Here is a 25,907-nt window from a genome sequence, read left to right as displayed (position 1 = left end):
CGAGGCCTGGGCACGCCTATCCCAAGCGGTTCACGGTCGACTACGTCAGGGGCTACCGCCCCGTCGCCTCCGGCTGAGCCGGCCGGCGTCGCCACTGCCCGCCACCCGGACGCGGTCCCGAGGGACGGAAGCACGCGACGGCCCGGCGGCGAAAAACCGGCGCCGGGCCGCCGAGCACGCCGCCATCTTCAGGTCCGCCAGTCCTGGCGCATGGCCCAGGCGTGCAAGCTCGTCGGTCCGGTCCTGATCACCGTGGGGTCCGGGGCCGGAGGGGGTGGCGTTCCCGGCAGGGGTGGGGTGTAGGCGGCGGCGACGCCCGCGGCGGCCTCGGCTCCGACGTACGGGGCCAGCATCCGCTCGTACTCACCCGGCTCGACGCTCCGCCACCGCACCTCGTGCCCCAGCGCGGCGGCGAGCTCAGCGGCGACCTGGTCGCCCGTCATCGCCTGGGGACCGGCCATGATCCGCAGGGACGGCGGTTGCGGCTCGGTGACCAGCGCGGCGATGGCGGCGGCCAGGTCGTCGAGCGCGAGCCAGGGCACCGGCAGCTCCGCGGGCAGCGGGTAGGCCACCTCCCCTGCGGCCACGCGCGCCAGTGACCAGGGGGCGGTCAGGTTCTCCATGTACGTGAACGCCGGACCGACGACGGTGGCGGCGCCGACGACGCCCGGCAGCTCGGCGGCCAGCAGCGCCCGCGCGTCCACGAACGGCACCCCGACGGGCTCGGCGACGGGCGGGCCGCCGGTGTTGAACACCACCCGCGGCACCCCCGCGCCCTTGAGCGCGCCCAGCACCGCCTCGGCCTGCGGCACCGCCGCCTCAGCGGCGAAGACCAGCGGCAGCTGCACGACGACCGCGTCGGCCCCGGCGTAGGCGTCGGCCAGGGACGCGGGAAGGGACAGGCTCGCGAAGACCGGCTCGGCACCTGCGGGCAGGCCGGGCGCGGCGGTGTCGCGGACGGCGGCGCGCACGCGGTGACCCGCGGCGAGCAGGCGCCGGACCACGGGGCGCCCTTGGGCGCCGGTCGCTCCATGAACGACAACAGTTGATCTACTCATGGAACGGCACATTAGTTTCCATTGTGAAGTAGTACCTAGAAAGAAATATAGTGCCGGTATGGAAACCAATGGCGGAGATGTGGCTTCCCGCCTGGCGACGGCGTCCCCGCGGAACTGCGGCGTGGAGCGCACGCTCAGGGTTCTCGACGGCAAATGGTCGACGCTGATCATCCGGGAGCTGCTCAGCGGCCCGAAGCGGTTCGGGAAGCTGCGTACCGCTTTGGGCGATCCCAGCGCCAAGACGCTCACCGACCGGCTCCGCACCCTGGAGAACCAGAAGATCCTCACCCGCACGGTGCACGCGGAGGTGCCGCCACGGGTCGTCTATGAGCTCACCGAGCAAGGCCGGAGCCTCAGCGGCATCCTGTACGCCATGCTCGCGTGGGGCGAGGAGCACCCGCTTGCCGAGGAGCCGCAACGACCGTGATCCCGGTTCCGGAAGCAGATCAGCCACCGGCTTCTGGAAACGCGCTCGAAGGCATGGCGCAGAACCCGCGCAGAGCTTCCGGAAACACGGCTGTCGTGCCCGCCTGGACGGCGGGAGGAAGCAACGGCGTCGGGGGTGGCGGGGTGGAGATGGCCGCCATGACCTGTCGGCTGTGATCCGCGTCGCCGTCAGGCGACGTGTCCCAGTACCAGGGCGGCGATGACCGGGCCCATGTACAGCAGGGGGAAGACGACGGTCGAGTACGAGCGCGCCCGGAGCACGGTGACGACGGCTCCGGCGAAGTACAGCACCAGGCAGATCCCGGCCAGGACGCCGATGACCGGCACGAACAGGCCGAAGAGCAGGCCCACGGCCCCCGCGGCCTTGGCCGCGCCGAGCCAGGTCCACCACGAGCGGGGAACGCCGTAGTCCGTCAGCGGCTCCACGACCCAATCGGCGCGGCGGAGGAGAGAGAAGGCCGAGAAACCCACCCAGAGGGCGGCGAGGACGGTGACGACGACGGCAGTGGTGGACATGGGGACACTCCCTGGTAGTGCTTCCTTGTGACACCGATCCTGCGAGTCCCGGTTGATATCTCCGCGATGCGTTCACGATGCGCGGCCTCCCGGCCTCCCGACCGGCCTGCGACCCGGCGGGGGCCGTTTCGCTCGAGGTCCGGTCGGCGGCCGCGGGCGATCGGTGACCGGGTGACGGGCCGGCCGGTGGCGCGGTGGCGCCGGAGGGCGGCGGCCGACGCGGTTCGGCCGCCGGACGGCACGGGGACATTCAGCCCGCCAGGGACGTGCCTCACGGGCGGGCTCACCTGCCGGTACGCGTCGCCGCACCTGTTCCGTACCCGTTCCCGGCATCGGGACTTGCTCGTCTAGGGGGTCTCCGCGGGCTCCAGGAGGCGGGAGAAGCGGGCGGCGGCGAGGTCCCAGTTCCACTCGCGCGCCGCCCACTCGCGCCCGCGCTCCCCCATCGCACGCGCCCCGGCCGGATCCTTGAGCAGGCCGACCAGGGCCGCCGCGACCTCGTCGGGGCGGGTGCCGTCGACGACCAGGCCGGTCTCCCCGTTCAGCACGGCGTCGGGGGCGCCGCCCGAGGAACCGGCCACCACGGGCAGGCCGCTGGCGGAGGCCTCCAGGTAGACGATGCCGAGTCCCTCCACGTCGACCCCGCCCAGGCGGGTGCGGCACGGCATGGCGAACACGTCACCCGCGGCGAGGTAGCCGGGCAGCTCCGCCTCCGGCACCGGGCCGGTGATCCTCACCGAACCGCCCATCGGCCGGGCCAGCCGCTCCAGGGTCCTGCGGTACGGGCCCCCGCCGACGATCAGGAGCACCGCGCCGGGCACGTCACCGACCACGCCGGGCCAGGCCCGCAGGAGCGTGTCCTGGCCCTTGCGCGGCACCAGCCTGGACAGGCAGACCACCACCGGCCGCTCCCCCAGGCCGAGTCGCGCGCGCACCCGCCCCCCGCCGGCCCCCGGGTGGAACACCCCGGTGTCGACGCCGGGCGCGAGCCGCACCAGTTTGTCCGCCGCTATCACCCTGGCCAGCCGCCGCCGGGTGTACTCCCCCAGGTAGGTGACCACGTCGGCGTCCGCCCCGATCCTGGCGAGCACCCGGCGGCCGATCGGGATCCCGGCCCAGCCCGCCTCGTGGCCGTGGGTGACCATGACGACGCGACGGGCCCCGGCCTCGCGCATCCGGGGCGCGAGCAGCCCGAGCGGCGCCGCCGCCCCGAAGACCACGGTGTCGCACCCGAACTCGGCGACCAGCCCGGCGGCCCGGCGGGCGACGGCGGGCGACGGCAGCATCAGCGAGGTCGGGTGCCGCACGACGGGGTACGGCTGGCGCAGGTCGAAGGCCGCGCTGCCGGCCCACCGGGGAGCGTAGACGACGACGGAACCGGGCGGGCGGCGGGCGATGAGACCGTACACGAACGACTGGATCCCCCCCGCGCGGGGCGGGAAGTCGTTCGTGACGACCAGCGTGCGGCTCACGGTTCGGGGAGGCCGTTCAGCCTCGCCCAGGATCGCGCCAGGGCGATGCGCTGCGGCGTCGTGGGGTGCGATGCATAAAGTACATATTCGACTAGATCGGGCGACAAATCCGAAATGTTGGTAGCCGCCAGTCGTTTCTGCATGGCGACGAACGTCGCCGGGTCCCTGGTCAGGTCCAGCGCGTGCACGTCCGCACGGGCCTCGATCTGCCTGCTCACCAGGTTCTGGGCCGGTCCCGACAGGACGGTGGCCAGGCTCAGCAACCCCATGACCAGGCCCACCGCCCTCGGGTCACCCAGGGAGGAGATCCCCGCCCTGCGCCGTACGACCCCCGCGGAGGTCACCGCGTAGAGCAGGCACGCCCCGAACGCCGCGCCCAGGCCGCCGACGAGCGTTCCCGACAGCACGTCGCCCGCCTTGGCGTGGCCCAGCTCGTGGGCGACCACCAGCTCGACCTCGCCGGCGGGCGCGCGGAGCAGCGTGTCGTAGACCACGATCCTGCGGGTCGCGCCGAATCCGGAGACGTAGGCGTTGAGCGCGGTGGTCCGCCGGGAGGCGTCGGCGACGAGCACGTTCTCGACGGGCACACCGTCCCTGGCGGCCATGGCGAGCAGGTCGTCGCGGAGTTGCCCGGCCTCCAGCGGCCTGAAGTCGTTGAAGACCGGCTCGATGAGCACCGGGTAGGCGAAGGAGGCCACCACGGTCAGGACGAACGCCCCGGCCGCGGCGGGGATCCACCAGCGCCGGTAGCGCCGCGCCAGGGCGATCACCGCCAGCACCATGATCGCGGTCAGCGCGGTGCCGATGCCGGTGCTCTTGGCCCGGTCGGCCGCCCACGCCGGCCAGGCCTGGGTGGACAGCCCGAAGTCGCGCAGGTAGCTCTCCGACCACATCCCCAGGGGCCAGCGCAGGATCGCCACGGCCACCGACAGCGCCAGCACGCCGAGGAGCGCCCGCAGCCACCAGGGGCCCGGCAGCCGGCCGGCGAGCCGCGCGCCCAGCGGGGTGGCGACCAGCACCCCCGCCACGACCAGCGTCAGGCCGAGCGACAGGTAACCGGGAACGCTGACCAGCGCGTCGAACGTCTCGGCCCTGGCGATCTGCTCGGCGGTGAAGTCGCGGGCCGGATCGGGGACGACGGCCGGGGCCCCCTCGGGCAGCGCCCTCCAGGGCGTGGTGAACGCCACGACCGCCACCGTGACCACCCCCAGGACGGCCAGCGCCCACCCCGCCGACCGCACGCCCGCGGGCGTGTCCGTCGTGCTCAGCGTCACGTGAGTTCCTCCCTGAGGTAGTCGCGCCAGGCTCGGGTGAACTCGGCCACCGGCAGGCCCAGCGTGCTGTCGACATCGCTACCGTAGAGCCTCACCAGGGCCTTCTCGCCGAAGCGCTCCGCGACGAACCGGCAGGCGAGCCACGCCTCCTCGTACGCCTGCGCGAGCCTCGGCGCGCCGGGGGCGAAGTCGGCCGGGACGGGGAGCCTGGCGGGCAGGACGCCCGAGCGCACCTCGGCGGCCAGCTCGGCGGCGGCCGTGCGCACCGCGATCCCGGCGTCGCGGTAGCCCGCGTAGTCGGCGAAGCCCTCCGACAGCCACATCGGCACCCGGCCGCCGCGCGTCGCGCCGGTGGCCACGTGGGCGAGCTCGTGGGTGATCACCACGTCCCTGCCGGTCGCGGTGAGCCGGGCGTACCCCGACGGCAGGACGATCACCCGGTCCGCGGTCGCCATCGCGGCCAGGCCGCGGGTGCTCCCGGCCCCGGCGAGCGCCGCGGCCTCGGCGTCGGTGGCGGGGAAGAGGACCACCGCGGGGACCGGCCCCCAGATCGCCGCGATCGTCGCGCGGGCCCGGTCGGCCCTGGCCGCCAGGTCCCGCAGGACGGCGGACGGGACGCCGTGGCCGATCACGAGGGAGTGCTCGCCCCGGACGGTGACCGCGGCGCCCGGCCACAGGTCGCGGGGATCGCGCGGGCTCCGGGAGGCGTACGGGACAGGCGGAGGGGTCCGGGCGCCGTACGGGTCAAGGGAGCGGGGGGCGCGTGGAAGGGGCGCGGCTCCGGCCAGGAGAGGTCCCGTCCCGGCGAACGGACCGGCGCTCATCAGCGCCAGCATCCCGGCGAGCACGGCGCGGCGCCCTTTCGGGACGGACATACGAGCCGATGGTACTCGACCGGCATGGAGCGGCCCCGGCCCTCCTGGTGGAGGGCCGGGGCCGCTTTTCCGTGCTCGGGCGCGTGCTCGGGCATGTGCTCGAGCGCGTGCCCGGACGCGGGCTCAGGCTCAGGTTCCGAACCTGGGCTCCGTGCTCACGCGTGGATCCCGGGCCCCGCGCTCACGCGCGGGCCTTGGGCTCCGTGCGGGGCTCAGGCCCCGGGCCGTACCGCTCCGGCGAAGGAGGACCTGTAGTAGCCCGCCAGCCTCACGATACGGACCGTCTTGCCGCTGCTCGGCGAGTGGACCATCCTGCCCTTGCCGACGTACATGCCGACATGGCCCTTTCCACTGAAGAACAGCAGGTCACCGGGGTGCAACTTGCTCCACGAGACCTTTTTCCTGATCGACCTGTACTGGCTGTGCGTGATCCTGGGAAGGGACACGCCCGCCTTCCGCCAGGCGTACCGGACGAGCCCCGAGCAGTCGAACGCTCCGGGACCGGAGGCTCCCCACCGGTACGGATCGCCGATCTGCTTCTTGGCCGCCGAGACCGCCTTACCGGCCCGGATCCTCTGCAGTGCCGCCCTGCTCTTTTTGGCCTTGCCCTTGGCCTTGGACTCAGCCTTGGTCCCGGCCTGGGAGGCGGTCTTGTTGGTGCTCTCGGCCTTCTCGGAGACACCGGCCGCGCTGTTGACCAGTATCTCGGAGGGGCCGTCCACCGCCTGCGCCGCCGTGGGCCCCAGGGTGACCGCTCCGGCTGAGGCGGTCAGGGTGAGGGCGATGCCGCCGAGGGAAAGGCGGAAAAGGCGCGACAGACGGGGGTTGTACGGGGTGGTAGACAGGATTTCTCCTTGGGACTTCCACTGATGCCTACCGGGTTAGCTGACGGATTCGGGCTTGGAAGATGCCCTACGGCAAAACGCGCCGATTCACCCCTGGCCACGCTGTATCGGGCCTTTTGGGTCCCCGGTTCCATGCCTCCTGGCTGCATAGATTCGGCGGGCCGCCGCGATGAGCCCTGCCCCCGGGTGGGGGCACGGCGGCCGATTGGATTTCTATAGGGACACCGGCCCGAAGACCGACATTCGCCGCGACGGCGTGGCTTGCACGTCGCGACGCCAGAAGTTACCCCGATCTCCAACTTTCGGCAAAGCATTCGCCAAATTGGGAGATCGACAACCTCTCTTGATCTTCCTGTTACCCCTGCTTAATGGCTATTTATGCTATTGAGATATGACTCTCGTCACACCCTTCTCGCCAGTCCGACAAATCACGATTTATGTAATCTTCATCACACTCACCGCTGATGGAGCGGTCCCGCATGATCCGGCCGGCTGGCCTCAGCGTCCGACGCGCGTGCGGGCGCCGTGGACCGACTCCCGGAAGTCCGCCCGGCGATCTCGAATCCGGCGGCGTCGAGCATCCGTTCGGGGAGCCACCCGAAGGTGCCGTACCCGGTGCGCAGATGCTCGGCACAGTCGTCGCGGGTGCAGCCCAGCGCGGGCGTGGCTCAGCGCGGGTGCAGCCCAGCGCGAGTGCAGCCCAGCGCGGCATCGCCCGCCACGCCGTCGAGCCGGCGGCCGAGCACGGCGTCGGCGTCGGCGTCGAGGCGCCCGGGACCGGCGCACGCGAGCTCGTCGGGCGTCGATGGCTTGATCATGTTCCGATGCCGGCGGTGCCGCCGCGTCCGGCACACCCGGTTTCCCGGCGTCCCATCACGCGCGAGACGGGGCCGGCGCACCGGTTTACCCGGCGTCCTGTCACGCGCGAGACGGGCCGGCACATCCCGTTTCCCGGCGTCCCGTCACACGCCAGGCGGGGCCGGGACGCCCCCGGTGGGAGCGCGGCCCGGCCCGGTCAGGGGCGGACGGCTCCGACGATGCGGCGGCCGTAGGCGGACAGCGGGACGACCTTGACGACGTCGCCGGTCTGCGGGGCGTGCACGATCTGGCCGTTGCCCGCGTACATGCTGACATGGCCGAGACCCTCGCTGAAGATGAGGTCGCCCGGCTGGAGTTCGCTCAGCGAGACCTTGCGGCTCGCGCCCCAGCTCCACTGCTCCCAGGTCGTGCGGGGGAGGCTGACTCCCCCGCTGCGCCAGGCGCTCTGGACCAGGCCGGAGCAGTCCCAGCCGCGCGGGCCCGTGCCGCCGTACTGGTAGGGCTTGCCGACCTGGGCGAAAGCGAACTGCAGGGCGGCGCGGGCGTTGCCCGAGGCGGAACCGTCGTACTGGATCCCGGCGCTCTCGGGGTTGCCCGTCCTGAAGGCGTTGAGCTCGCGCAGGATCTTCGTCTGGGCCTTGACCATCTTGTCGGCCTTGGCCTTCTCCCTGGCCAGCTCGTCACGCGTCTCGTCGGCCTCGGCCAGCGCCTTCTTGGCCTGGTCCCGGCTGGTCCGCAGCACCTTGGTGGCCTCGTCGAAGGCGTTCAGGGACTGGGCGCGGGAGGTGGACATCTGGTCGGCGGCGGCCAGACCGCTCAGCAGGGCGCCGGGGTCGGTCTGGTAGATCATGCCTTCCCAGCCGTTGACCACGCCGACCTGGTAGGTGCTGACGGCCATCGTGACGAGCTCCTTGCGCAGCCCGGCCACCTGCTCGTTCTGACGGGTCAGGTCGTCGTTGAGCGTCTTGTACTTCTTCCTGGCCCGCTTCCACTTCTCCGAGGCCTGGTTGTACTTCTCGACGACCTGGTCGGCCTGCTCGTTGAGCTTCTCCAGCTTCTTCTTGGCCTGGGCGGCCGTCGGCCTCGGATCGGCGGCCGCTCCGCCCACCGGCAGCGTCAGCAACGCGAGAGCGAGCCCGGCCGCCACCGGTATCCGAATCAGTCCAACCGGCAAACCCGCCACGGCCACGTCAACGCCTCCCGACTGCACCAGACCTGCGGCGAATAGTACAGAAGAAGTAATGATTGACTCACCTTTTTGCCGGGTTTGCTCCTTAAGCTCAGATGAAACCCTTTACCCGCGACCGGCGGCGCCCGTCTCACGACCGGCGGCGCCCCGGCCGCGGGGGCCGTCCGCCCCGGACCCCGCCCGGTCGCGCTACCCGCAGGTGGCGATGTCGCAGATCTTGGCGGTCATCTTCTTCGCGTCACGCAGCTGAACGGTCCAGTCGCTCCTCGCGGGCTTGGCGTACTCACCCGCCCAGAGGTAGACCACGACGGCGTTGCCCTTCCTGACCAGCACGCTCCGGTCGCCGCCCACCCCGGCCTTCTTCCCGTAGTAGACCTGCCCGGAGATCCTCAGCGCCTCGTCGCCGAGCCCGGTCAGGCGCGAGGAGGCGTAGCGGTAGCCGGAACCCGAGCCGGTCCTGCCTCCGCACCTGGTCAGGGCGGCGCGCACCTGGGCGACGGCCGAGACGGCCGAGGCCCGCGAACCGTACAGGACCACCTGCTCGACCTTCATGAAGTCCGGCACGCCGGTGAAGGTCACCGTCCGGGCGGCCACCCGGCCGGTCGCGGCCAGCGTGCTCCTGTCGCACGGGTTGACGGCCAGCTTCGCCTTCGCCGAGTTGCCGACCTTCCAGTTGGTCTCGGGGTCGTCGTCCTTCCTGGCGGCGTCCTTCTCGTACAGCAGGAAGCCCTTGGGGATGGCGGCCGTCGTGGCCGCCGCGGGCGTGGTGACGGTCGCTCCGGCGGCCAGGACGGCGAGGGCGAGCGTTATGATCTTCTTCATCGAATCGAACCTCCTGGGTGATCCGATGCGCGGCGACCGTGAAAGGTTTACGCGCGGCCCAGACGCCGGAGAAGAAGCACCGAGGGCACCGGCCTGGCGCCCATCCTGCGGACCGACTCGGCCACCTCGCGATCCGATGAGACCACCGCGACCGCACGCCCCGCGGGCTCGGCGCGGACCAGCTGGCGGATCAGGTCGTCGGCGATCTGGTTCGGGGCGCTGAACATCACGCGCACCCCCCTGGGCGCCGAAACCGGGACCGGCCCGTTCAGCTCGGCGCCGTCGAAGACACAGGTCAGCTCGGTGCGGGTCTGCGCGTAGAGCGCGCCGAGACCGGTGAGGAGGCGGGTGCGCTGGTCGGCCAGGGTGAACGTGCCGTAACCGGTCTTGGTCACGTTGTAACCGTCGACGATCAGGTGGATCTGCGGCAGCGCGAGCAGCTGGTCGAGCAGGGCGGGGTCGTCGTCGGCGAGCGCCCGCGCGGGAACCGCCTGGACCCCCTGCCTGCCGGGCGCCACCGAGGCCACCGAGTCGGCGGGGCGGTGGATGCCCGAGGGCAGGGCGAGCTCCCTGCGCAGCCCGGCGGCGGCGTCCTGCAGGGCGTCGAGCAGCATGCGCACCTTGGTGTCCTCCACGCTGCGGCCCTCGCGGGCGGCCCTGCGCGTCGACTCCAGCTGCCGCTCGGCGTCGGCCAGCCGCTCGCGCAGGCGGCGCAGCTCGCTCTCCACCGTGCTCCCCGCCGAGAGCGCGGCGGCGCGCGCCTCGTCGGCCACCTCCTGGGCCGCGGCGGCGCGCGCCTCGGCCGCCCTGGTCCGCTCACGGGCGTCGTGCAGCCTGCGGCGCAGGTCGGAGACCTCCGAGCGCGAGGTCTTGAGCTGCTCGCGCAGCCGCTCGGACTCCTCCTTGGCCGCGGTCTTCTGGGCGGCCAGCTGCTCGCGCAGCCGGGAGACCGTCTGCTCCTGCGCCGAGCCCTCGGCCGCGGCGGCCGACCGCTCCAGATCGGCGCGGGCCGTCTCCACCATCTCCGCCCAGCCGGGTGGCCGGGTCAGGTAGGCGGCCGCGGCCACCATGACGGGCTCGGCGGCCGGCGGGACCGTGCCCTCGGCGAGGCTCGCGACCAGCTCGGGCCAGCCCTCGGTCAGCGTCTCCGCGACCAGCTCGCGGAACTTCTTGTCGGTCTCCAGCTGCGCGGCGATCGGCGCCCCGCCCAGCCTGGCCCGCTTGCGGGGGTCGAACCTGGCGATCCCCTTCAGGGGCAGCGGCACCGAGGCGGCGGGCATCGAACCGAGAATCTGGGAGGCCAGCTCCACGACATGTAAGCGAACCTGCTCGGGTAACGGACGAGACAGGCCCTCTCCGGCTGAACTCATCACGGCCCCTACTCGGATCGGTCTTCACGTCAAGGGTACGGCTCCCGCACCCTGACCCCGACCTGACCGGGAGTCGACCGGTGGCCGACGGGCCCGTGAACGCTTTATGGACAAGCGCTTGCTGCTGGGTTACGACTGTGCGGATCGCCTTGTGACGCACGCCACCCGGGAGAGCGCGATGGACGAGCCGACGAACGAGCCCGGCGGGCAGGCCGGCAAGAGCATGCGGACATCGACCCGCGACCTCGGGGAGTTACGGGAGCGGATGCGCTCATGGCTCGCCGGGAAGGTGGGCTCCCCCGTCGCGGTCTCCCCCCTGTCCCGTCCCTCGGGCAACGGCATGTCCAGCGAGACACTGCTCTTCGACGCCTCCTGGACCTCCGCCGAGGGCGGGCACGAGGTCGCGTGCGTCGCCCGGATGGCCCCGGCGAGCGAGGCGGTGCCGGTCTTCCCCGGCTACGACCTCGGCAGGCAGTACGAGGTCATGCGGCTGGTCAGGGAGCGCGCGGGCGTGCTCGCGCCCCGGGCCCTGTGGTACGAGCCCGACCCCGGGCGGCTGGGCGCCCCGTTCTTCGTGATGGAGCGGCTCACTGGCGACGTGCCGCCGGACGTGATGCCCTACACCTTCGGGAGCTGGCTGCTGGACGCCTCCCCCGCCGACCGCGACCGGCTGCAGCGGAGCAGCGTCGAGATCCTGGCCACGCTGCACGACACCCCGTTCACCGCCGAGGAGCTGCGCCCCCTGGAGACCCCCGGGACGGGCGGGACCGCGCTGCGCAGGCACGTCGACGAGCAGCGGGCCTACTACGAGTGGGCGCACGGCTCGATGCCCGTCCCGCTGCTGGAGCGGGCGTTCGGCTGGCTGGAGGAGCACTGGCCGGCCGATCCGGGGCCCGACGTGCTGAACTGGGGCGACGCCCGCATCGGGAACGTGATGTACCGCGACTTCACCCCGGTGGCGGTACTCGACTGGGAGATGGCCGCGATCGCCCCCCGCGAGCTGGACATCTCCTGGATGATCTTCCTGCACACCTTCTTCCAGGACCTCACCGAGTTCATGGAACTACCGGGGATGCCCGACTTCATGCGGCGCGAGGACGTCTGCCAGACGTACCACGAAATAACGGGATACAAGCCTCGGGACATGGAGTTCTACGAGACGTACGCCGCCCTCAGGCACGGCGTCATCATGGCCCGTGTCTGGCAGCGCCAGGTCCACTTCGGCGAGCAGGCCATGCCCGACGACCCCGACGACCTGGTGATGCACCGGGCCCTCCTCGAACGGATGCTGGACGGAAGTCACTGGAGCTGAGGCCCTCGGGAGGTCCTCGGGAGGCCCTCGCGGCCCCCGGAGGGGGCGGGTTCTCCCGGCACCGGCGCGCACCGGCCCGGGGAGGGCCCGGTGCGGTAAATGTCGGTCGGGGCTTCTATGGTCGTGAATCGTGAACTACGCCGTGCAGGGAACACTCGACGAGCTGGGCACCCCGCTCAGCCAGATCACCTTCGTCGTGTTCGACCTGGAGACCACCGGCGTCTCGGCGGGCGAGCACGCGATCACCGAGATCGGGGCGGTCAAGGTCAGGGGCGGTGAGGTGCTCGGCGAGTTCGCCACCCTGGTCGACCCCGGCTCGCCGATCCCGCCGTTCATCTCGGTGCTGACCGGCATCACCGACAGCATGGTGGTGGCGGCGCCGAGGATCGAGTCGGTGCTGCCGTCCTTCCTGGAGTTCGCGGCGGGCTCCACCCTGGTGGCGCACAACGCGGGCTTCGACCTGGGGTTCGTCAGGGCGGCCTGCGCCGCGCACGGCTATCCCCCGCCGGCCCACCAGGTGGTCGACACCGTCGACCTGGCCCGCAAGCTGCTCACCCGCGACGAGGCGCCCAACTGCAAGCTGTCCACGCTCGCCAAGATCTTCAGCCACACCGAGCCCTGCCACCGGGCGCTCGCCGACGCGCGGGCCACCGTCGACGTGCTGCACGCCCTGCTGGAGCGGGCGGGCTCCTTCGGGGTGCAGACGCTGGAGGAGCTCAAGGGCTTCGTCCGCGCGCCCACCCCCGAGCAGCGCCGCAAGCGGCACCTGGCCGACTCGGTGCCGGCCGGCCCCGGCGTCTACGTGTTCGAGGACGAGGGCGGCGACCCGCTCTACGTCGGCAAGAGCACCAACCTGCGCAACCGCGTGCGCAGTTACTTCACCGCGAGCGAGACCAGGCCGCGCGTCCGCGAGATGATCGGCATCGCCGCGCGGGTCCGGTCGATCGCCTGCGCGACCTCGCTGGAGGCCGAGGTCAGGGAGCTGCGGCTGATCGGCTCGGCCAAGCCCCGCTACAACCGCAGGTCGCGCTTCCCCGAGAAGATGTTCTGGCTCAAACTGACCGACGAGCCGTTCCCCCGCCTGTCGGTCGTCCGCGAGGTCAGGGACGACGAGGCCTCCTACCTCGGCCCGTTCAACAGCACCCGCGCCGCGGAGGACGCCCGCACGGCCCTGCACGAGACGGTCCCGCTGCGGCAGTGCACCGAGCGGATCACCCCGCGCACCAGGCGTTCCGCCTGCGCCCTCGCCGAGATCGGGAAGTGCGGGGCGCCGTGCGAGGGCCGCCAGAGCCCCGGCGAGTACGCCGTGCACGTCGTGGCGGCCCGCCGGGCGATGGAGCTGGACGCGGCCCCGGTCTTCTCCGCGATCGAGGCCAGGATGGAGCGGCTCGCCCTCGACCAGCGTTACGAGGAGGCCGCGGCCGACCGTGACCGGCTCGCCTCCTACGTCCGCACCTCGGCCCGCATGCAGCGGCTGCGGTCGCTGACCGCGATCTCCCAGATGGTCGCCGCCGCCCCCCTGCCGGGCGGCGCCTGGGAGATCCACGTCATCCGGTACGGGCGGCTCGCCTCGGCCGGGGTGATGCCGGAGGGCGCCCACCCCACCCTGTTCGTCGAGGCGCTGACCGCCACCGCGGAGACGGTGCCGCCGGGCCCCGGGCCGGTCCACGCGGCCAGCGCCGAGGAGACCGAGTGCGTCCTGCGCTGGCTGGAGACCCCCGGGGTGCGGCTGGTGCAGGTCGAGGGCACCTGGAGCCTGCCCGTCTCGGGCGCGGGGCGTCTCAAGGCCCGCATCGACCGCGCCTACCAGGCGGCCGAGCCGCGGCGGGCGCGCGAGGGCCGCCCGCTGCGCTGATAGCTTCTGAGACGAAATGCCGCACTCAACGAGGAGGAAGCTCGTGGTCACCGCGATCGTTCACATCAACGCCGAGGTGGACCGGATCTCCGAGGTCGCCCAGACGGTCGCCGAGATCGACGGGGTGAGCGAGGTCTACTCCATAACCGGGGAGTACGACCTGCTGGCCATGGTCCGCGTCCCCTCCTACGAGGAGATCGCCGAGGTCGTCCCCGGCCGGATCAACAAGGTGGACGGGGTGCTGCACACCGAGACCCACGTCGCCTTCCGGGCCTACTCGCGGCACGACCTGGACGCCGCCTTCTCGATCGGCCTCGGCGAGTCCGACTGATCCTCACCCGCCCGTAAGGCACCCGGGCGCGGCCCGGCGGGCCGGATGGGGGGCTCCTCGCCCGCGCCGGCACCCGGCCGCGGCCCGGCGGGTCCGGCGGGGGCCGCCTCACCCGGGCCGGCGGAGCCCAGGGCGGCAGAGCCCGGGCCTGCCGAGCCCGGGCGCGGCCCGGGGCGCGCCGTGACGGTGAGGTCACCCTCGCCGGTGCGGCCGCCGGCCTCGCCCGCGGTGGGCAGCCGCGCCCGCACCTCGAACCCCCCTCCGGGCAGGGTGCCGGCCGCCAGCGTCCCGCCGAAGAGGGCGGCCCGCTCGCGCATGGCGAGCAGGCCGTGCCCCGCGGCCGCCGCGGGGACGGTCCTGCCGTCGTCCCGTACGAGAACGTCGAGGAGGCCCGGCCGCCAGCGCAGCGTGACGCGGACCGAGCGGGCACCGGCGTGCCGCAGGGTGTTGTCGAGCGCCTCCTGGACGATGCGGTAGGCCACCAGCTCGAGGGCGAGCCCGACCTCGGCGGGCCTGCCGTCCTCGACCACGTCCGCCCGCAGGCCCCGCGCCCTGACCCCGGCGAGCAGGTCGCGCAGGTCGGACAGCCTGGGCTGGGGCGTCCTGCCTGCCGGGAGACCGTCGAGGTCGAGCAGCGCCAGGGTGCGCTGGAGCTCGACGAGCGCCTGGCGCCCCGACTCCTCGGCCACCCTCAGGGTCTCCCTGGCCCGCTCGGGGTCCTTGTCCATGATCATTCGACCGGCGCCCACCCCGAGCGTCATCATGCTGATCCCGTGGGCGACGACGTCGTGCAGCTCGCGGGCGATGCGCGCCCGCCTCTCGGCGAGCCGGGCGCCGGCCAGCGCCTTCCCCTGGTCGGCGAACCTGGCCTCCCAGGACCTGAGCCTCAGCAGCAGGAGCCTGCGCTCCCGCACCAGGCCCGCCACGGCCGCGCACAGGACGAGCGCCGCGCACGACAGCAGGATGGGGAACATCTGCCCGGTCAGGAGGTCGGCACGCCACATGGCCGCAATCTAGGACGGCCGCCCAGGGCGGCACATCCCCTGGCGGGCGGATCTTGCATCCGCCCGCGAGAGGAGGACCTCCGGCTCCCCGGCGAGGGTCAGGACGACTTCAGGGCCCGGCTGACCTCGATCCAGCGGTCGAGGGTCTCGGCGGCGGCACCGGAGTCGACGGCCCTCGTCGCGCGCTCGTACCCCGCGGCCATCGCGGCGTTCAGGTCGTCGCCGGCACCGTCGTCCGCGCCCTCGCCCGCGCCGTCGAGGGCGACCAGCGCGGCGGCGGCGTTCAGCAGCACCGCGTCGCGGACCGGCCCCGTCTTGCCACCGACCAGGTCGCGGACCGCCTGGGCGTTGAACACCACGTCCCCGCCGCGCAGCGCGTCGGGCGCCGCCCTGGGGATGCCGAGGTCGGCCGGATCGAAGACGACCTTCTCCAGGGCGCCCCGGCGCACCACCCAGACCGTGGAGGTCGTGGCGATGGTGAGCTCGTCCAGCCCGTCGTCGCCCCTGAAGACCAGCGCGGAGACCCCGCGCTCGGCGAAGACGCCTGCGACGGTGGGGAGCATCCCCGCGTCGAAGATGCCGATCGCCTGGGCGGCGGGCCTGGCCGGGTTGGTCAGCGGGCCCAGGAAGTTGAAGATCGTGGGGATGCCGAGCTCCTTGCGCGGGGGGCCCACGAAGCGCAGCGCCGGGTGGTAGACCGGCGCGAAGCAGAAGGCGATCCCCGCCTCGACGGCGACCCTGGCGGTGTCGGCCGGGGCCAGGTCGAGCACGATCCCGAGGTGCTCCAGGACGTCGGCGGCGCCGCAGGAGGAGGAGGCGGCCCGGTTGCCGTGCTTGACGACCCTGGCCCCCGCCGCGGCGGCCACGATCGCGGCCATGGTGGAGACGTTGACGGTGTGGGCCCGGTCGCCGCCGGTGCCGACGACGTCGACGACGGGGCCCTCGACCGACAGCGGGGTGGCCCGCTCCAGCATCGTGCGTGCCAGGCCGGTCACCTCCGCGACCGTCTCGCCCTTCGCCCTCATCGCCACCGCGAAGCCCGCGATCTGGGCGGACGTGGCGGAGCCTGACATGATCTGGTTCATCGCCCAGGCGGTCTCGTCGGCCGTCAGGTGCTCGCCCGCGATCAGGGCGGACAACAGCGCGGGCCAGGTGGTGCGCGCGTCCATGGAGGTCTCCAGGGGGGGTTCCGGGGGGTTACCGGGCGGGCAGGCGGGTGGACAGGCGGCGGCGCATCAGGTCGGCGACGGTCTCGGCGAGGACGACCGGGTCGATCGGCTGCGGCACGACGGCCTCGGCCCGCGACCACTCGGCCAGCCAGCGGTCGTCGCGGCGGGCGATCAGCAGGCAGATCGGCGGGCAGTCGTGGACCTCGTCCTTGGCCTGGCGGGCCACGCCCATGCCGCCGGCCGGCTGGGCCTCGGCGTCGAGCACGGCGACGTCGATCTCCCCGGAGTCGAAGTGCTGGACGACCTTGGCGTGGGTGGCGCACTCCACGATCTCCACGAGGGGCACGTCGCCTGCGGGGCGGCGGCCGATCGCCTGCCGCACCTTCTCGCGGGTGCTCGCGTCGTCGCTGTAGACGAGGACCCTCATCTTGTCGTCGGTGCTCACGGTCGCGCTCACTATCCCTCGTCGATGTATGGTCACCTGGGATGCTACCGGTCAGCCGGTCCGGAGACCCAGGCCGGAGCCGACCCCGAGCGAATTGCCCCATACGTCCACTTTGAGGGGACGTGCGCACCCGCTATCGGGGGGTCGTGCGGCGACCCGAGCAGGAGAGCCGCAATAATGCTGCCCGTGGCGACAGCATCCGCAATTTCAACGACGACGACAGCACACTCGTCCCGCAGACCCGATCTGGTCAGCGTCGGGACGATTGTCTGGCTGTCCTCCGAGCTCATGTTCTTCGCGGCGCTGTTCGCGATGTACTTCACCATCCGGTCGGTGAGCATCGGCCAGGGCCTGCCCTGGCCCGAGGCCCATCTGAACGTCCCGTTCGCCCTTGTCAACACGATCATCCTGGTCCTGTCGAGTGTGACCTGCCAGCTGGGCGTGTGGGCGGCAGAGAAGGGCCAGGTCGCCAAGCTGCGCTTCTGGTACATCGTCAGCTTCCTGATGGGCGCCGTGTTCGTGGGCGGCCAGCTGTACGAGTACAGCCAGCTGGTCCACGAGGGGCACACGCTGTCGCACTCCGCGTACGACTCCGTGTTCTACCTGACCACGGGCTTTCACGGCCTGCACGTGACCGGTGGACTGATCGCGTTCCTGTTCATGCTGGGACGCACGTACGCCGCGAAGCGCTTCACCCGTGAGCAGGCGACCAGCGCGATCGTCGTGTCCTACTACTGGCACTTCGTCGACGTGGTCTGGATTGGCCTTTTCGTAACCATCTATGGCATTCACTAAGGAATCGGGGATCTCTGTGAATAGGATCACCGCTGGGCGGCGGCATCCCCTCGCGAGATACGCCGTCCTGCTCCTGGCCCTGGGCCTGATCGGCGGGGTCTACACCGTCGCGCTCGCGGTCTCCCCCAGCCGGCAGGCCGACGCCGCCATCGCGTCCGGCAGGGCCGACGACGTGGCGGAGGGCAAGAAACTCTTCGAGCAGAGCTGCTCCAGCTGTCACGGCCTCAACGCCGAGGGCACCGCGCAGGGTCCGACCCTGATCGGCGTCGGCGCGGCCTCCGTGGACTTCCAGGTCGGCAGCGGCCGCATGCCCCTGGCCAACCCCAGCGCGCAGGCACCGCGCAAGCCCCTGGCGCCCTGGGTCAACGAGGACACCGTCCGGCAGCTCGCCGCCTACGTGCAGTCACTCGGCGGCGGCCCGACCGTCCCGACCGACGAGCAGGTCGACGCCTCCAAGGGCGACAAGTCCAAGGGCGGGGAGCTGTTTCGCGCGAACTGCATCCAGTGCCACAACTTCGTCGGCTCCGGCGGCGCCCTGACCCAGGGCAAGTACGCACCGCCGCTCCACCAGGCCAGCGAGAGGCAGATCTACGAGGCGATGATCACCGGTCCGCAGGCGATGCCGGTGTTCAACGACAGCATCATCACCCCCGAGCAGAAGCGGGACATGATCGCCTACATCGTGGGCGTGCGTGAGGAGCCCAACCCGGGCGGCGCCGGTCTCGGCCGCATCGGCCCGGTCACGGAGGGTCTGGTGGCCTGGGTCGTCGGGCTCAGCCTCCTCTCCCTGGCCGCCATCTGGATCACCGCGAAGAGGCGACAGGCCAAATGACTGACAACAATCACGACATCGAGCAGCCGGAGGAGCGCGCGCCCAAGCGCGTGATCGGCACCCCCTCCCCGGCGGCGAGCACCTCGCTTCTCGGCCGCGACGAGCCGAGGAAGACGGACGTCGTCCAGGTTCCCGGGGTGGTCCCGCAGGACGAGGCGACCGCGAAGAAGGGCGAGCGGTACGCCGCCCTCTGCTTCCTGGTCGCCTTCCTGGGGGGCATCGGCTTCGTGGTGTCGTACGTCGTCTTCCAGGTCGGCGACATCGAGAAGACGCAGGTCTCCAACCTCGCGCTGGGCGGCACGCTCACCCTGGCCCTGCTCGGGCTGGCCGCGGGCCTGACCACCTGGGTCCGCCTGGTCATGCCCAAGTACAACCTGGTCCAGGAGCGCCACACGATGGCCTCCGACCCCGAGACCAGGTCCTACGTGGCCGAGACCTTCCTGCAGGGAGCGAACGAGAGCGGCATCGTCAAGCGCCCGCTGCTGCGCCGCACCCTGCTGGCCGCCGCCGCCCCGCTCGGCCTGGCCCCGCTGGTCCTGCTGCGCGACCTCGGCCCGAGCCACACGAACTTCCCGGCCAAGCTGCGGCACACCGTCTGGGGCGAGAAGACCAAGGACGGCAAGCCGCGCAAGCTCCTCGTCGAGGGAAGCGGCTCGCCCATCAGGGCCGCCGACTTCAACTCCCCCGGCGGCATCCTCTCCGTGGTGCCCGAAGGGTACGAGCACGACCTGAACGCGCTGGCCAAGGCCACGCTGATCCTGATCAAGTTCCGTCCCGAGGAGCTCAAATCCGGGACTAACCTGAACTGGACACACGACGGGATCGTGGCGTACTCCAAGATCTGCACGCACGTCGGCTGCCCCGCGGCCCTGTACGAGCAGACCACCCACCACATCCTGTGCCCGTGTCACCAGTCGACCTTCGACGCCGCCGACGGCGCCAAGGTCATCTTCGGCCCGGCCGCTCGGCCGCTTCCTCAGCTGCCGATCGCCGTCGATAATGAGGGATATCTCGTCGCAACGGCGGATTTCGCGGTCCCTGTCGGTCCCAGCTTCTGGGAGCGCGGCGACGCCGAGGCCGAGGTCCGTGAGAACGGAGCCCAGAAGTCATGAGCATCGAGACCGTGCCCAAGCCCATCGAGGGTGCGAGCACCTTCGTCGACGACCGCATCGGCGCGGGGAACTTCCTCCGGCGCAACCTGCGGAAGATCTTCCCCGACCACTGGTCGTTCCTGCTGGGCGAGATCGCGCTCTACTCGTTCATCATCCTGCTGCTGACCGGCACGTTCCTGACGTTCTTCTTCAAGCCCGGCATGGGCCACGTCGAGTACGCCGGCTCGTACGGCCCGCTGCAGGGCGTCACCATGTCCGAGGCGTACGCCTCGTCGCTGAGCATCAGCTTCGACGTGCGCGGCGGCCTGCTGATGCGGCAGATGCACCACTGGGCCGCCCTGCTGTTCATCGGCGGCATGATGGTGCACGCGCTCCGGGTGTTCTTCACCGGCGCCTACCGCAAGCCGCGCGAGCTCAACTGGCTGATCGGCGTGCTGCTGCTCACGCTGGCGCTGCTCGAGGGCCTGACCGGTTACTCCCTGCCCGACGACCTGCTCTCCGGCGCCGGTCTGCGGATCACCGAGGGTGTGGCGATCTCGCTGCCGCTGGTCGGCACCTGGATCACCTTCTTCCTCTTCGGCGGCGAGTATCCGGGCGAGGACGTCATCGCGCGCTTCTACTCGCTGCACATCCTGCTCATCCCCGGCATCCTGCTCGCGCTCATCACGGCTCACATGATCCTGATGTGGGTCCAGAAGCACACGCAGATGCCGGGCAAGGGCCGCACCAACGAGAACGTGGTGGGCGCGCCGTTCTACCCGGCCTTCATGATCAAGGCCGGCGCCTACTTCATGTTCACCTTCGGGGTCATCGCGATGCTGGGCACCTTCGCCCAGATCAACCCGATCTGGCTGTTCGGTCCCTACACACCGGCCGACATCTCGGCGGGCTCGCAGCCCGACTTCTACATGGGCTTCCTCGAAGGCGCGCTGCGCCTGATGCCCGCCTGGGAGATCAACCTCTTCGGCGGCGCGGGGGGCACGCTCGCGATGAGCGTGCTGATCCCGGCCCTGGTGCCGATGGGCATCGTCATGACGGGCCTGGCGCTGTATCCGTTCATCGAGCAGTGGGTCACCGGTGACCGCCGCGAGCACCACGTCGCGGAGCGTCCCCGCAACAACCCGCACCGCACCGCGATCGGCATGTCGGCGGTCACGTTCTACGGCGTCCTGTGGCTGCTGGGCGCCAACGACGAGATCTCCGCGTTCTTCCACATCTCGCTGAACTGGACGACCTACGCGGGCCGGTTCCTGGTGATCGCCGGCCCCGTGCTGGCGTACGTCATCACCTACCGGATCTGCCTGGGCCTGCAGCGCAGCGACGCGGCGATCATCAGCCACGGCGTGGAGTCCGGCGTGATCAAGCGCCTGCCCCACGGCGAGTACATCGAGGTCCACGTCCCGCCGCACGAGTCCATCGAGGCCCACATGCGGGGCAAGGAGGCGATCCCGATCGTCTCCGGAGGCGACGCGGGCCCGAAGAGCCGCGACGACATCCCGTCCAAGGGGATGCGCGGCCCGCTCGGCAGGCTGCGCGCCAAGATGAGCGCGGCGTACGGCGGCGAGAAGATCCCGCTCGACGACGGCCACGGCCACGGCGAGGACCACGACGCCGTCGGCACGGGTCACGGGGAGCACGCGGCGGTCGGCCGGTCCGGAGACGACAGGTCCCTGACCCGCTGACCCGCCACGGCTGACGCCACCCGGAGGGCCCGGACACCTTACGGTGTCCGGGCCCTCCGCTTTGCGCGCCACCGGACGACGGCCTCGCGGGTCACCGGGCGACGGCTCCGTGCCGCCGGACGACGGCCTGGCAGGCCGATCAGGCGACGGCTCCGCACGCCACCGGGCGACGGTCCGGTGCCGGACGACGGTTCCGAGTGGTGCCGGACGACGGGCGCGGCAGTGCCTCCGAGGCCTCCGAGCTGCACAAGACCCCCGCAGCGGCCCCCAGGAGGTCTCTGCGGGCCTTTCCCGGGCCGGGGCCACTAACGGGACTCATCCCGTGTCCCCGGCGCTCCCACGGAGCGTCAGGACGGCGCCGGTCAGACGTCGTCGGTGTTGAAGTGCTTGAGGCTGCTCCACTTGAGCCACTCTTTCCAGCTCTCCTGCCAGTGGCCCCACCCGTTCAGGGGCTCCAGGACGCGGGGCGAGCCGGTGATGATGATCGGGTCCCCGATCAGGGTGTTGTCCAGGAACCACTTGGCGTTGCTCGGGCTGACGTTGACGCAGCCGTGGCTGACGTTGGAGTTGCCCTGGGAGCCGACCGACCACGGAGCGGCGTGGATGTACTCGCCGCTGTTGGAGATGCGGACGGTGTCGTAGACGGTCAGCTGGTAGTAGCCGGGGGAACCGGGCCCGATGCCCGGGGAGGTCATGACGGTGACGTTCTCCCGCGACATGGCCAGGTGCACGCCGCTGGTCGTGTGGTACTTCCAGTTGCCGCCCTGCCCGGCGCTCATGGGGATCTCGCGGACGACCTTGCCGTCGCGCTTCACGGTGAGGTGGTGCGTCTGGACGCTGCCCCGGGTGATCTGCGAGCGGCCGATCTTGAAGTTGACGGTCTTGTTCGCCGCTCCGTACAGGCCGTTGCCGCCGCGCACCCCCGCCAGGCGGGCCTCGACCCGGACCCTCGTACCGGCGGGCCAGAACTTCTTCGGGCGGAAGTGGACGTTGCGGGCGTCGAACCAGTGCCACGCCCCCAGGACCGGCCTGGAGGTGCGGACGAACAGGTTGCGCTCGATGGAGACCCGGTCGGTGACGTCGCGGTCGAAGGTGATCATCACCGGCATGCCGACCCCGACGGTCAGGCCGGTCGTGTCCCTGCCCGGCATGAAGTTCTCGATCGCGAAGGCCTCGCGTTTCCTCACCGTGGAGAAGGAGGAGGTCGTGGTGGTGACGGCGCCCGCCGGGTTGACGGCCGTCACGGAGACCTCGTAGGAGGCCCCTGGAGCCGCGACGCCCCTGCTACGCCACTGGGTACCGTCGGCGCTGAGAACGCCCGGCAGGGAGCCCTTGGCGCCCTTCACGGCCCTGACGGCGACCTGCCGCAGGGTGCCGCCCTGCGCCGCGACCAGGATGGGGGTGTCCGTGGGAACGCCTCTGGTCCTGTCGAGAGGGGCCACGGTGACGACGGCCGCGGCGACGGCGGCGGAAGGATTCTGCGACGCCTGTGGCGTCCGGTCGCCTTGGACGGCGGTGTTTCCCGAGCAGGAGGCCGCCGCCAGCGCGAGAGTCAGCAGTCCCGCTCCCTGGCTCGAACCACGGATCGCGTGCCCCACATGAACTCCCCTGTCCCGGACTGAACCACTGATTCAGTTATTACCCGGAGTAAGCGGTTCACCACATAAGACATCCACCCTAGGCGCCAAATAAACGCCAAAAAGCGGGCCACGGAAGCTTTTCCGTGACCCGCTCGGATGGCGGTGAAACGCGAGTTCGGTGCGAGAAGCGAGGTCAGTGCGAGAAGTTGCCCCGGTAGTACTCGAAGACGAAACCGATCATGCTCATCACGATCGCGAACACGCCGATCAGGAAGAGCCACCAGCCGATGACCAGGCCGACCGCGCTGAGCGCGACGGCCAGGCAGACGAAGAGCGGCCACCAGCTGTGCGGGCTGAAGAAGCCGAGCTCGCCGGCGCCCTCGCTGATCTCGCCCTGCTTGTCGTCCTCCGGCTGGTCGCCGATCCGGCGGGCCGTGTACATGAGGTAGTAACCGATCATGAACGCGAAGCCCACCGAGATGGCCATCGCCGTCGTGCCGACCGGCTCCTTGGACCAGTACCAGTAGACGACGTCCACGGCGGCGAAGAAGACGCCGCAGAGGATGAACAACCAGCCCTGGACCTTCATCGGACCTCCTCCAGCTCACGATCGGCACCGGCCGGGATGTGCGGGTGCTTGAGGTCGAACGCCGGGCGCTCGGACCGGATGCGGGGCAGCGAGGTGAAGTTGTGCCTCGGCGGCGGGCAGGACGTCGCCCATTCGAGCGAGTTGCCGTACCCCCACGGGTCGTCCACTGTGACCTGCGGCGCGGTCTTGTGGGTCTTCCACACGTTGTAGAGGAACGGCAGCGTGGAGGCGCCCAGCAGGAACGCGCCGACCGAGGAGACCATGTTGAGGTCGGTGAAGCCGTCGATCGGGCTGTAGTCGGCGTAGCGGCGCGGGAAGCCCTGCGCGCCGAGCCAGTGCTGGACCAGGAAGGTGGTGTGGAAGCCGACGAACAGCGTCCAGAAGTGGATCTTGCCCATCGTGTCGTTCAGCATCTTGCCGGTGAACTTGGGCCACCAGAAGTAGAAGCCCGCGAACATCGCGAACACCACGGTGCCGAAGACCACGTAGTGGAAGTGCGCGACCACGAAGTAGGAGTCGGAGACCTGGAAGTCCAGCGGCGGGGAGGCCAGGATGACGCCGGTCAGGCCGCCGAACAGGAACGTCACCAGGAAGCCGATCGAGAACAGCATCGGCGACTCGAACGACAGGTGGCCGCGCCACATGGTGCCGATCCAGTTGAAGAACTTCACTCCGGTGGGCACCGCGATGAGGAACGTCATGAAGGAGAAGAACGGTAGCAACACCTGTCCCGTGGGGAACATGTGGTGCGCCCACACGGTGATCGACAGACCCGCGATGGCGATCGTCGCGCCGACCAGGCCGATGTAGCCGAACAGCGGCTTGCGGCTGAAGACCGGCAGCACCTCGGTCACGATGCCGAAGAACGGCAGCGCGATGATGTAGACCTCCGGATGCCCGAAGAACCAGAACAGGTGCTGCCAGAGCAGCGCGCCGCCGGTCTGGGAGTCGAAGATGTGCGTGCCGAGCTTGCGGTCGGACTCCAGCGCCAGCAGCGCGGCGGCCAGCACCGGGAACGCCATCAGCACCAGGATCGAGGTGAGCAGGACGTTCCAGGTGAACATCGGCAGGCGGAACATGGTCATGCCCGGCGCGCGCATGCAGACGATCGTGGTGATGAAGTTCACCGAGCCGAGGATCGTGCCCAGACCGCTGATGGTCAGGCCGACGATCCACAGGTCGCCGCCGACTCCCGGCGAGCTGATCGCGTTCGACAGCGGGGTGTAGGCGAACCAGCCGAAGCTGGCCGCGCCGCCCGGGGTGATGAAGCCCGACAGGGCGATGAGGCTGCCGAAGGTGAAGAGCCAGTAGCTGACCATGTTCAGCCGCGGGAAGGCGACGTCGGGGGCGCCGATCTGCAGCGGCATGAGCTCGTTGGCGAAGCCCGCGAACAGCGGGGTCGCGAACATCAGCAGCATGACGGTGCCGTGCATGGTGAACAGCTGGTTGAACTGCTCGTTGCTGGTGAACTGCAGACCGGGCTGCGCCAGCTCCGCCCTCATGACCAGCGCCATGACGCCGCCGATGAGGAAGAAGATGAACGAGGTGATCAGGTAGAGATGTCCGATGATCTTGTGATCGGTGGACGACGCCCACTTCGTGATGATCGAGCCCTTGCGGGTCGGCACCGAGGGGAGGGGCAGGGGTTCGTTTCGTGCGGTCACTGGGCACCCGCCTGGCTAGCGATGTACTGGTCGAACTCGTTCTGCGGAACGAGCTTCACCGAGAAGAGCATCCTGCTGTGGTCCACGCCGCAGAGCTCGGCGCAGCGGCCGGCGTAGACGCCCGGCTTCACGGTGTCGACCTCGAACTTGTTGGTCACGCCGGGGATCACGTCGCGCTTGAAGTGGAACGCCGGGACCCAGAAGGAGTGGATGACGTCCGGCGAGTGCAGGTCGAACTCGACCTTCTTGCCGGCCGGCAGCACCAGCTGCGGGCCCTGCATGTAGTCCGCCGCGGGCTTGCCGACGACCTGGACGGTCTTGCCGTTGTACTCCGTGGTGAAGCGCCAGCTCCACTGGAAGCCCTCGACCTTGACCTTCACGTCGGGCTTGCCGGACATCTCGTTGATGTAGTTCTGGTCCCGCGCGGTGAAGAAGAAGAAGACGCCGACCATGATGATCGGCACCACCGTGTAGAGGATCTCGATCGGGAGGTTGTACCGCACCTGGGGCGGCAGCTCCTCCTTGGAGTTCTTCTTCTTACGGTGGAAGGCAACGGACCAGAGGATCAGGCCCCACACGACCACACCGGTGGCGAGGGCGGCGATCCACGAGCCGTTCCACAGACTCTGGACGGCGTCGGACTGCTTGGTGACGCCCTCGGGCAGGCCCCCTCGGGACCAGTCTTCGGCACTGCACGCCGTCAGGGAAACCAGCAGCAGCGCCAGAGCGGCAGCGCGTGGCACCCGGCGGCGGGCCAACGGACGCCGTGCAGAACGGCGGGTCGGACTCACGGATCGCCTACCCCACAGATGAAGCCCAGGAGTCGCTCCTGGGCGGTCGTTTGTTCACG

Annotated in this window: 25 protein-coding genes and 1 riboswitch; of the genes, 8 read left to right on the top strand and 17 right to left on the bottom strand. The window is 70.9% G+C overall.

Annotated elements, in window-relative coordinates; all coding sequences use genetic code 11:
* Positions 1–188: 188 nt before the first annotated feature.
* Positions 189–1,058, bottom strand: a complete 870-nt coding sequence (locus AB0G15_RS07510) for an NmrA family NAD(P)-binding protein (RefSeq protein ID WP_362836340.1) — start codon at positions 1,056–1,058, stop codon at positions 189–191.
* A 58-nt stretch (positions 1,059–1,116) separates the two neighbouring features.
* Between AB0G15_RS07510 and AB0G15_RS07505 the strand changes: the two genes are divergently transcribed.
* Entirely contained in the window at positions 1,117–1,485 is a 369-nt protein-coding gene (locus AB0G15_RS07505) for a helix-turn-helix domain-containing protein (RefSeq protein ID WP_362836338.1), read from the top strand.
* Between the two features lie 188 nt (positions 1,486–1,673).
* Here AB0G15_RS07505 and AB0G15_RS07500 read toward each other — a convergent pair whose 3' ends face one another.
* The 9 genes from AB0G15_RS07500 to AB0G15_RS07460 form a co-directional block, all read right to left on the bottom strand.
* Positions 1,674–2,021 (bottom strand): DoxX family protein, encoded by a 348-nt coding sequence (locus AB0G15_RS07500; RefSeq protein WP_362836336.1) that lies wholly within the window; start codon positions 2,019–2,021, stop codon positions 1,674–1,676.
* 347 nt (positions 2,022–2,368) lie between these two features.
* Complete coding sequence (locus tag AB0G15_RS07495) at positions 2,369–3,493, bottom strand: glycosyltransferase family 4 protein (RefSeq protein WP_362836334.1); 1,125 nt, start codon at positions 3,491–3,493, stop codon at positions 2,369–2,371.
* The gene (locus AB0G15_RS07490; protein ID WP_362836332.1) at positions 3,490–4,767 is read right to left on the bottom strand and encodes a M48 family metallopeptidase; all 1,278 of its coding nucleotides are present in this window, start codon (positions 4,765–4,767) and stop codon (positions 3,490–3,492) included. The genes AB0G15_RS07495 and AB0G15_RS07490 overlap by 4 nt, the downstream gene beginning before the upstream one ends.
* A complete protein-coding gene (locus AB0G15_RS07485; RefSeq protein WP_362836330.1) occupies positions 4,764–5,642 on the bottom strand; it encodes a hypothetical protein in 879 nt (292 codons plus the stop codon). Before AB0G15_RS07485 ends, AB0G15_RS07490 begins: the two co-directional genes overlap by 4 nt.
* Positions 5,643–5,854: 212 nt before the next feature.
* On the bottom strand, positions 5,855–6,364 hold the full coding sequence (locus tag AB0G15_RS07480) for a C40 family peptidase (RefSeq protein ID WP_362836328.1): 510 nt from the start codon (positions 6,362–6,364) through the stop codon (positions 5,855–5,857).
* 133 nt (positions 6,365–6,497) lie between these two features.
* Positions 6,498–6,656, bottom strand: a riboswitch (cyclic di-AMP (ydaO/yuaA leader).
* Between the two features lie 499 nt (positions 6,657–7,155).
* Complete coding sequence (locus tag AB0G15_RS07475) at positions 7,156–7,305, bottom strand: hypothetical protein (RefSeq protein ID WP_362836326.1); 150 nt, start codon at positions 7,303–7,305, stop codon at positions 7,156–7,158.
* Between the two features lie 197 nt (positions 7,306–7,502).
* Positions 7,503–8,453, bottom strand: a complete 951-nt coding sequence (locus AB0G15_RS07470) for an NlpC/P60 family protein (protein ID WP_362836324.1) — start codon at positions 8,451–8,453, stop codon at positions 7,503–7,505.
* 231 nt (positions 8,454–8,684) lie between these two features.
* Positions 8,685–9,317, bottom strand: a complete 633-nt coding sequence (locus AB0G15_RS07465) for a hypothetical protein (RefSeq protein ID WP_362836322.1) — start codon at positions 9,315–9,317, stop codon at positions 8,685–8,687.
* Between the two features lie 47 nt (positions 9,318–9,364).
* Positions 9,365–10,627 (bottom strand): NYN domain-containing protein, encoded by a 1,263-nt coding sequence (locus AB0G15_RS07460; protein WP_362836320.1) that lies wholly within the window; start codon positions 10,625–10,627, stop codon positions 9,365–9,367.
* Between the two features lie 238 nt (positions 10,628–10,865).
* Here AB0G15_RS07460 and AB0G15_RS07455 point away from each other — a divergent pair, with 238 nt between their 5' ends.
* The 3 genes from AB0G15_RS07455 to AB0G15_RS07445 all read left to right on the top strand — a co-directional run bounded on the left by AB0G15_RS07455 (position 10,866) and on the right by AB0G15_RS07445 (position 14,185).
* Positions 10,866–11,999 carry a phosphotransferase family protein gene (locus AB0G15_RS07455; RefSeq protein WP_362836318.1) on the top strand — a complete coding sequence of 378 codons (1,134 nt, stop codon included), beginning with the start codon at positions 10,866–10,868 and terminating at the stop codon, positions 11,997–11,999.
* Positions 12,000–12,129: 130 nt separating this feature from the next.
* Positions 12,130–13,854 carry a DEDD exonuclease domain-containing protein gene (locus AB0G15_RS07450; protein ID WP_362836316.1) on the top strand — a complete coding sequence of 575 codons (1,725 nt, stop codon included), beginning with the start codon at positions 12,130–12,132 and terminating at the stop codon, positions 13,852–13,854.
* A 43-nt stretch (positions 13,855–13,897) separates the two neighbouring features.
* Entirely contained in the window at positions 13,898–14,185 is a 288-nt protein-coding gene (locus AB0G15_RS07445; RefSeq protein ID WP_362676651.1) for an Lrp/AsnC ligand binding domain-containing protein, read from the top strand.
* Here the strand turns inward: AB0G15_RS07445 and AB0G15_RS07440 are convergent.
* The 3 genes from AB0G15_RS07440 to AB0G15_RS07430 all read right to left on the bottom strand — a co-directional run bounded on the left by AB0G15_RS07440 (position 14,128) and on the right by AB0G15_RS07430 (position 16,785).
* Positions 14,128–15,189 (bottom strand): histidine kinase, encoded by a 1,062-nt coding sequence (locus AB0G15_RS07440; protein ID WP_362836314.1) that lies wholly within the window; start codon positions 15,187–15,189, stop codon positions 14,128–14,130. The genes AB0G15_RS07445 and AB0G15_RS07440 overlap by 58 nt on opposite strands.
* 98 nt (positions 15,190–15,287) lie before the next feature.
* Positions 15,288–16,358, bottom strand: coding sequence for an anthranilate phosphoribosyltransferase (trpD, locus tag AB0G15_RS07435; protein WP_362836312.1), 1,071 nt, complete (start codon positions 16,356–16,358; stop codon positions 15,288–15,290).
* Between the two features lie 28 nt (positions 16,359–16,386).
* Positions 16,387–16,785, bottom strand: coding sequence for a hypothetical protein (locus AB0G15_RS07430; RefSeq protein WP_362677922.1), 399 nt, complete (start codon positions 16,783–16,785; stop codon positions 16,387–16,389).
* A gap of 195 nt (positions 16,786–16,980) precedes the next feature.
* Here AB0G15_RS07430 and AB0G15_RS07425 point away from each other — a divergent pair, with 195 nt between their 5' ends.
* From AB0G15_RS07425 to AB0G15_RS07410, 4 genes are read left to right on the top strand one after another with little or no spacing between them, the layout of a single operon-like run.
* The gene (locus AB0G15_RS07425) at positions 16,981–17,598 is read left to right on the top strand and encodes a heme-copper oxidase subunit III (RefSeq protein ID WP_362836310.1); all 618 of its coding nucleotides are present in this window, start codon (positions 16,981–16,983) and stop codon (positions 17,596–17,598) included.
* A gap of 16 nt (positions 17,599–17,614) precedes the next feature.
* Positions 17,615–18,430 carry a c-type cytochrome gene (locus AB0G15_RS07420; protein ID WP_362676659.1) on the top strand — a complete coding sequence of 272 codons (816 nt, stop codon included), beginning with the start codon at positions 17,615–17,617 and terminating at the stop codon, positions 18,428–18,430.
* On the top strand, positions 18,427–19,542 hold the full coding sequence (locus tag AB0G15_RS07415) for a Rieske 2Fe-2S domain-containing protein (RefSeq protein WP_362676661.1): 1,116 nt from the start codon (positions 18,427–18,429) through the stop codon (positions 19,540–19,542). The genes AB0G15_RS07420 and AB0G15_RS07415 overlap by 4 nt, the downstream gene beginning before the upstream one ends.
* Positions 19,539–21,224 carry a cytochrome bc complex cytochrome b subunit gene (locus AB0G15_RS07410; protein ID WP_362836308.1) on the top strand — a complete coding sequence of 562 codons (1,686 nt, stop codon included), beginning with the start codon at positions 19,539–19,541 and terminating at the stop codon, positions 21,222–21,224. Before AB0G15_RS07415 ends, AB0G15_RS07410 begins: the two co-directional genes overlap by 4 nt.
* A 362-nt stretch (positions 21,225–21,586) precedes the next feature.
* On the opposite strand, the gene AB0G15_RS07405 is transcribed toward AB0G15_RS07410, so the two are convergent.
* From AB0G15_RS07405 to coxB, 4 genes are all read right to left on the bottom strand, one after another.
* Entirely contained in the window at positions 21,587–22,822 is a 1,236-nt protein-coding gene (locus tag AB0G15_RS07405; RefSeq protein ID WP_362836306.1) for an Ig-like domain-containing protein, read from the bottom strand.
* 175 nt (positions 22,823–22,997) lie between these two features.
* Complete coding sequence (locus tag AB0G15_RS07400) at positions 22,998–23,393, bottom strand: cytochrome c oxidase subunit 4 (RefSeq protein WP_362676667.1); 396 nt, start codon at positions 23,391–23,393, stop codon at positions 22,998–23,000.
* Positions 23,390–25,057 (bottom strand): cytochrome c oxidase subunit I, encoded by a 1,668-nt coding sequence (gene ctaD, locus AB0G15_RS07395; RefSeq protein WP_362836304.1) that lies wholly within the window; start codon positions 25,055–25,057, stop codon positions 23,390–23,392. The genes AB0G15_RS07400 and ctaD overlap by 4 nt, the downstream gene beginning before the upstream one ends.
* Complete coding sequence (gene coxB, locus AB0G15_RS07390) at positions 25,054–25,800, bottom strand: cytochrome c oxidase subunit II (protein ID WP_362676671.1); 747 nt, start codon at positions 25,798–25,800, stop codon at positions 25,054–25,056. Before coxB ends, ctaD begins: the two co-directional genes overlap by 4 nt.
* Between the last annotated feature and the right edge of the window lie 107 nt (positions 25,801–25,907).

The sequence above is a fragment of the Streptosporangium sp. NPDC023825 genome, assembly GCF_040639575.1.
GTDB lineage: Bacteria > Actinomycetota > Actinomycetes > Streptosporangiales > Streptosporangiaceae > Streptosporangium.
Note: the sequence above shows the minus strand (reverse complement) of the source record. Positions and strands in the feature narration are given on the sequence as shown.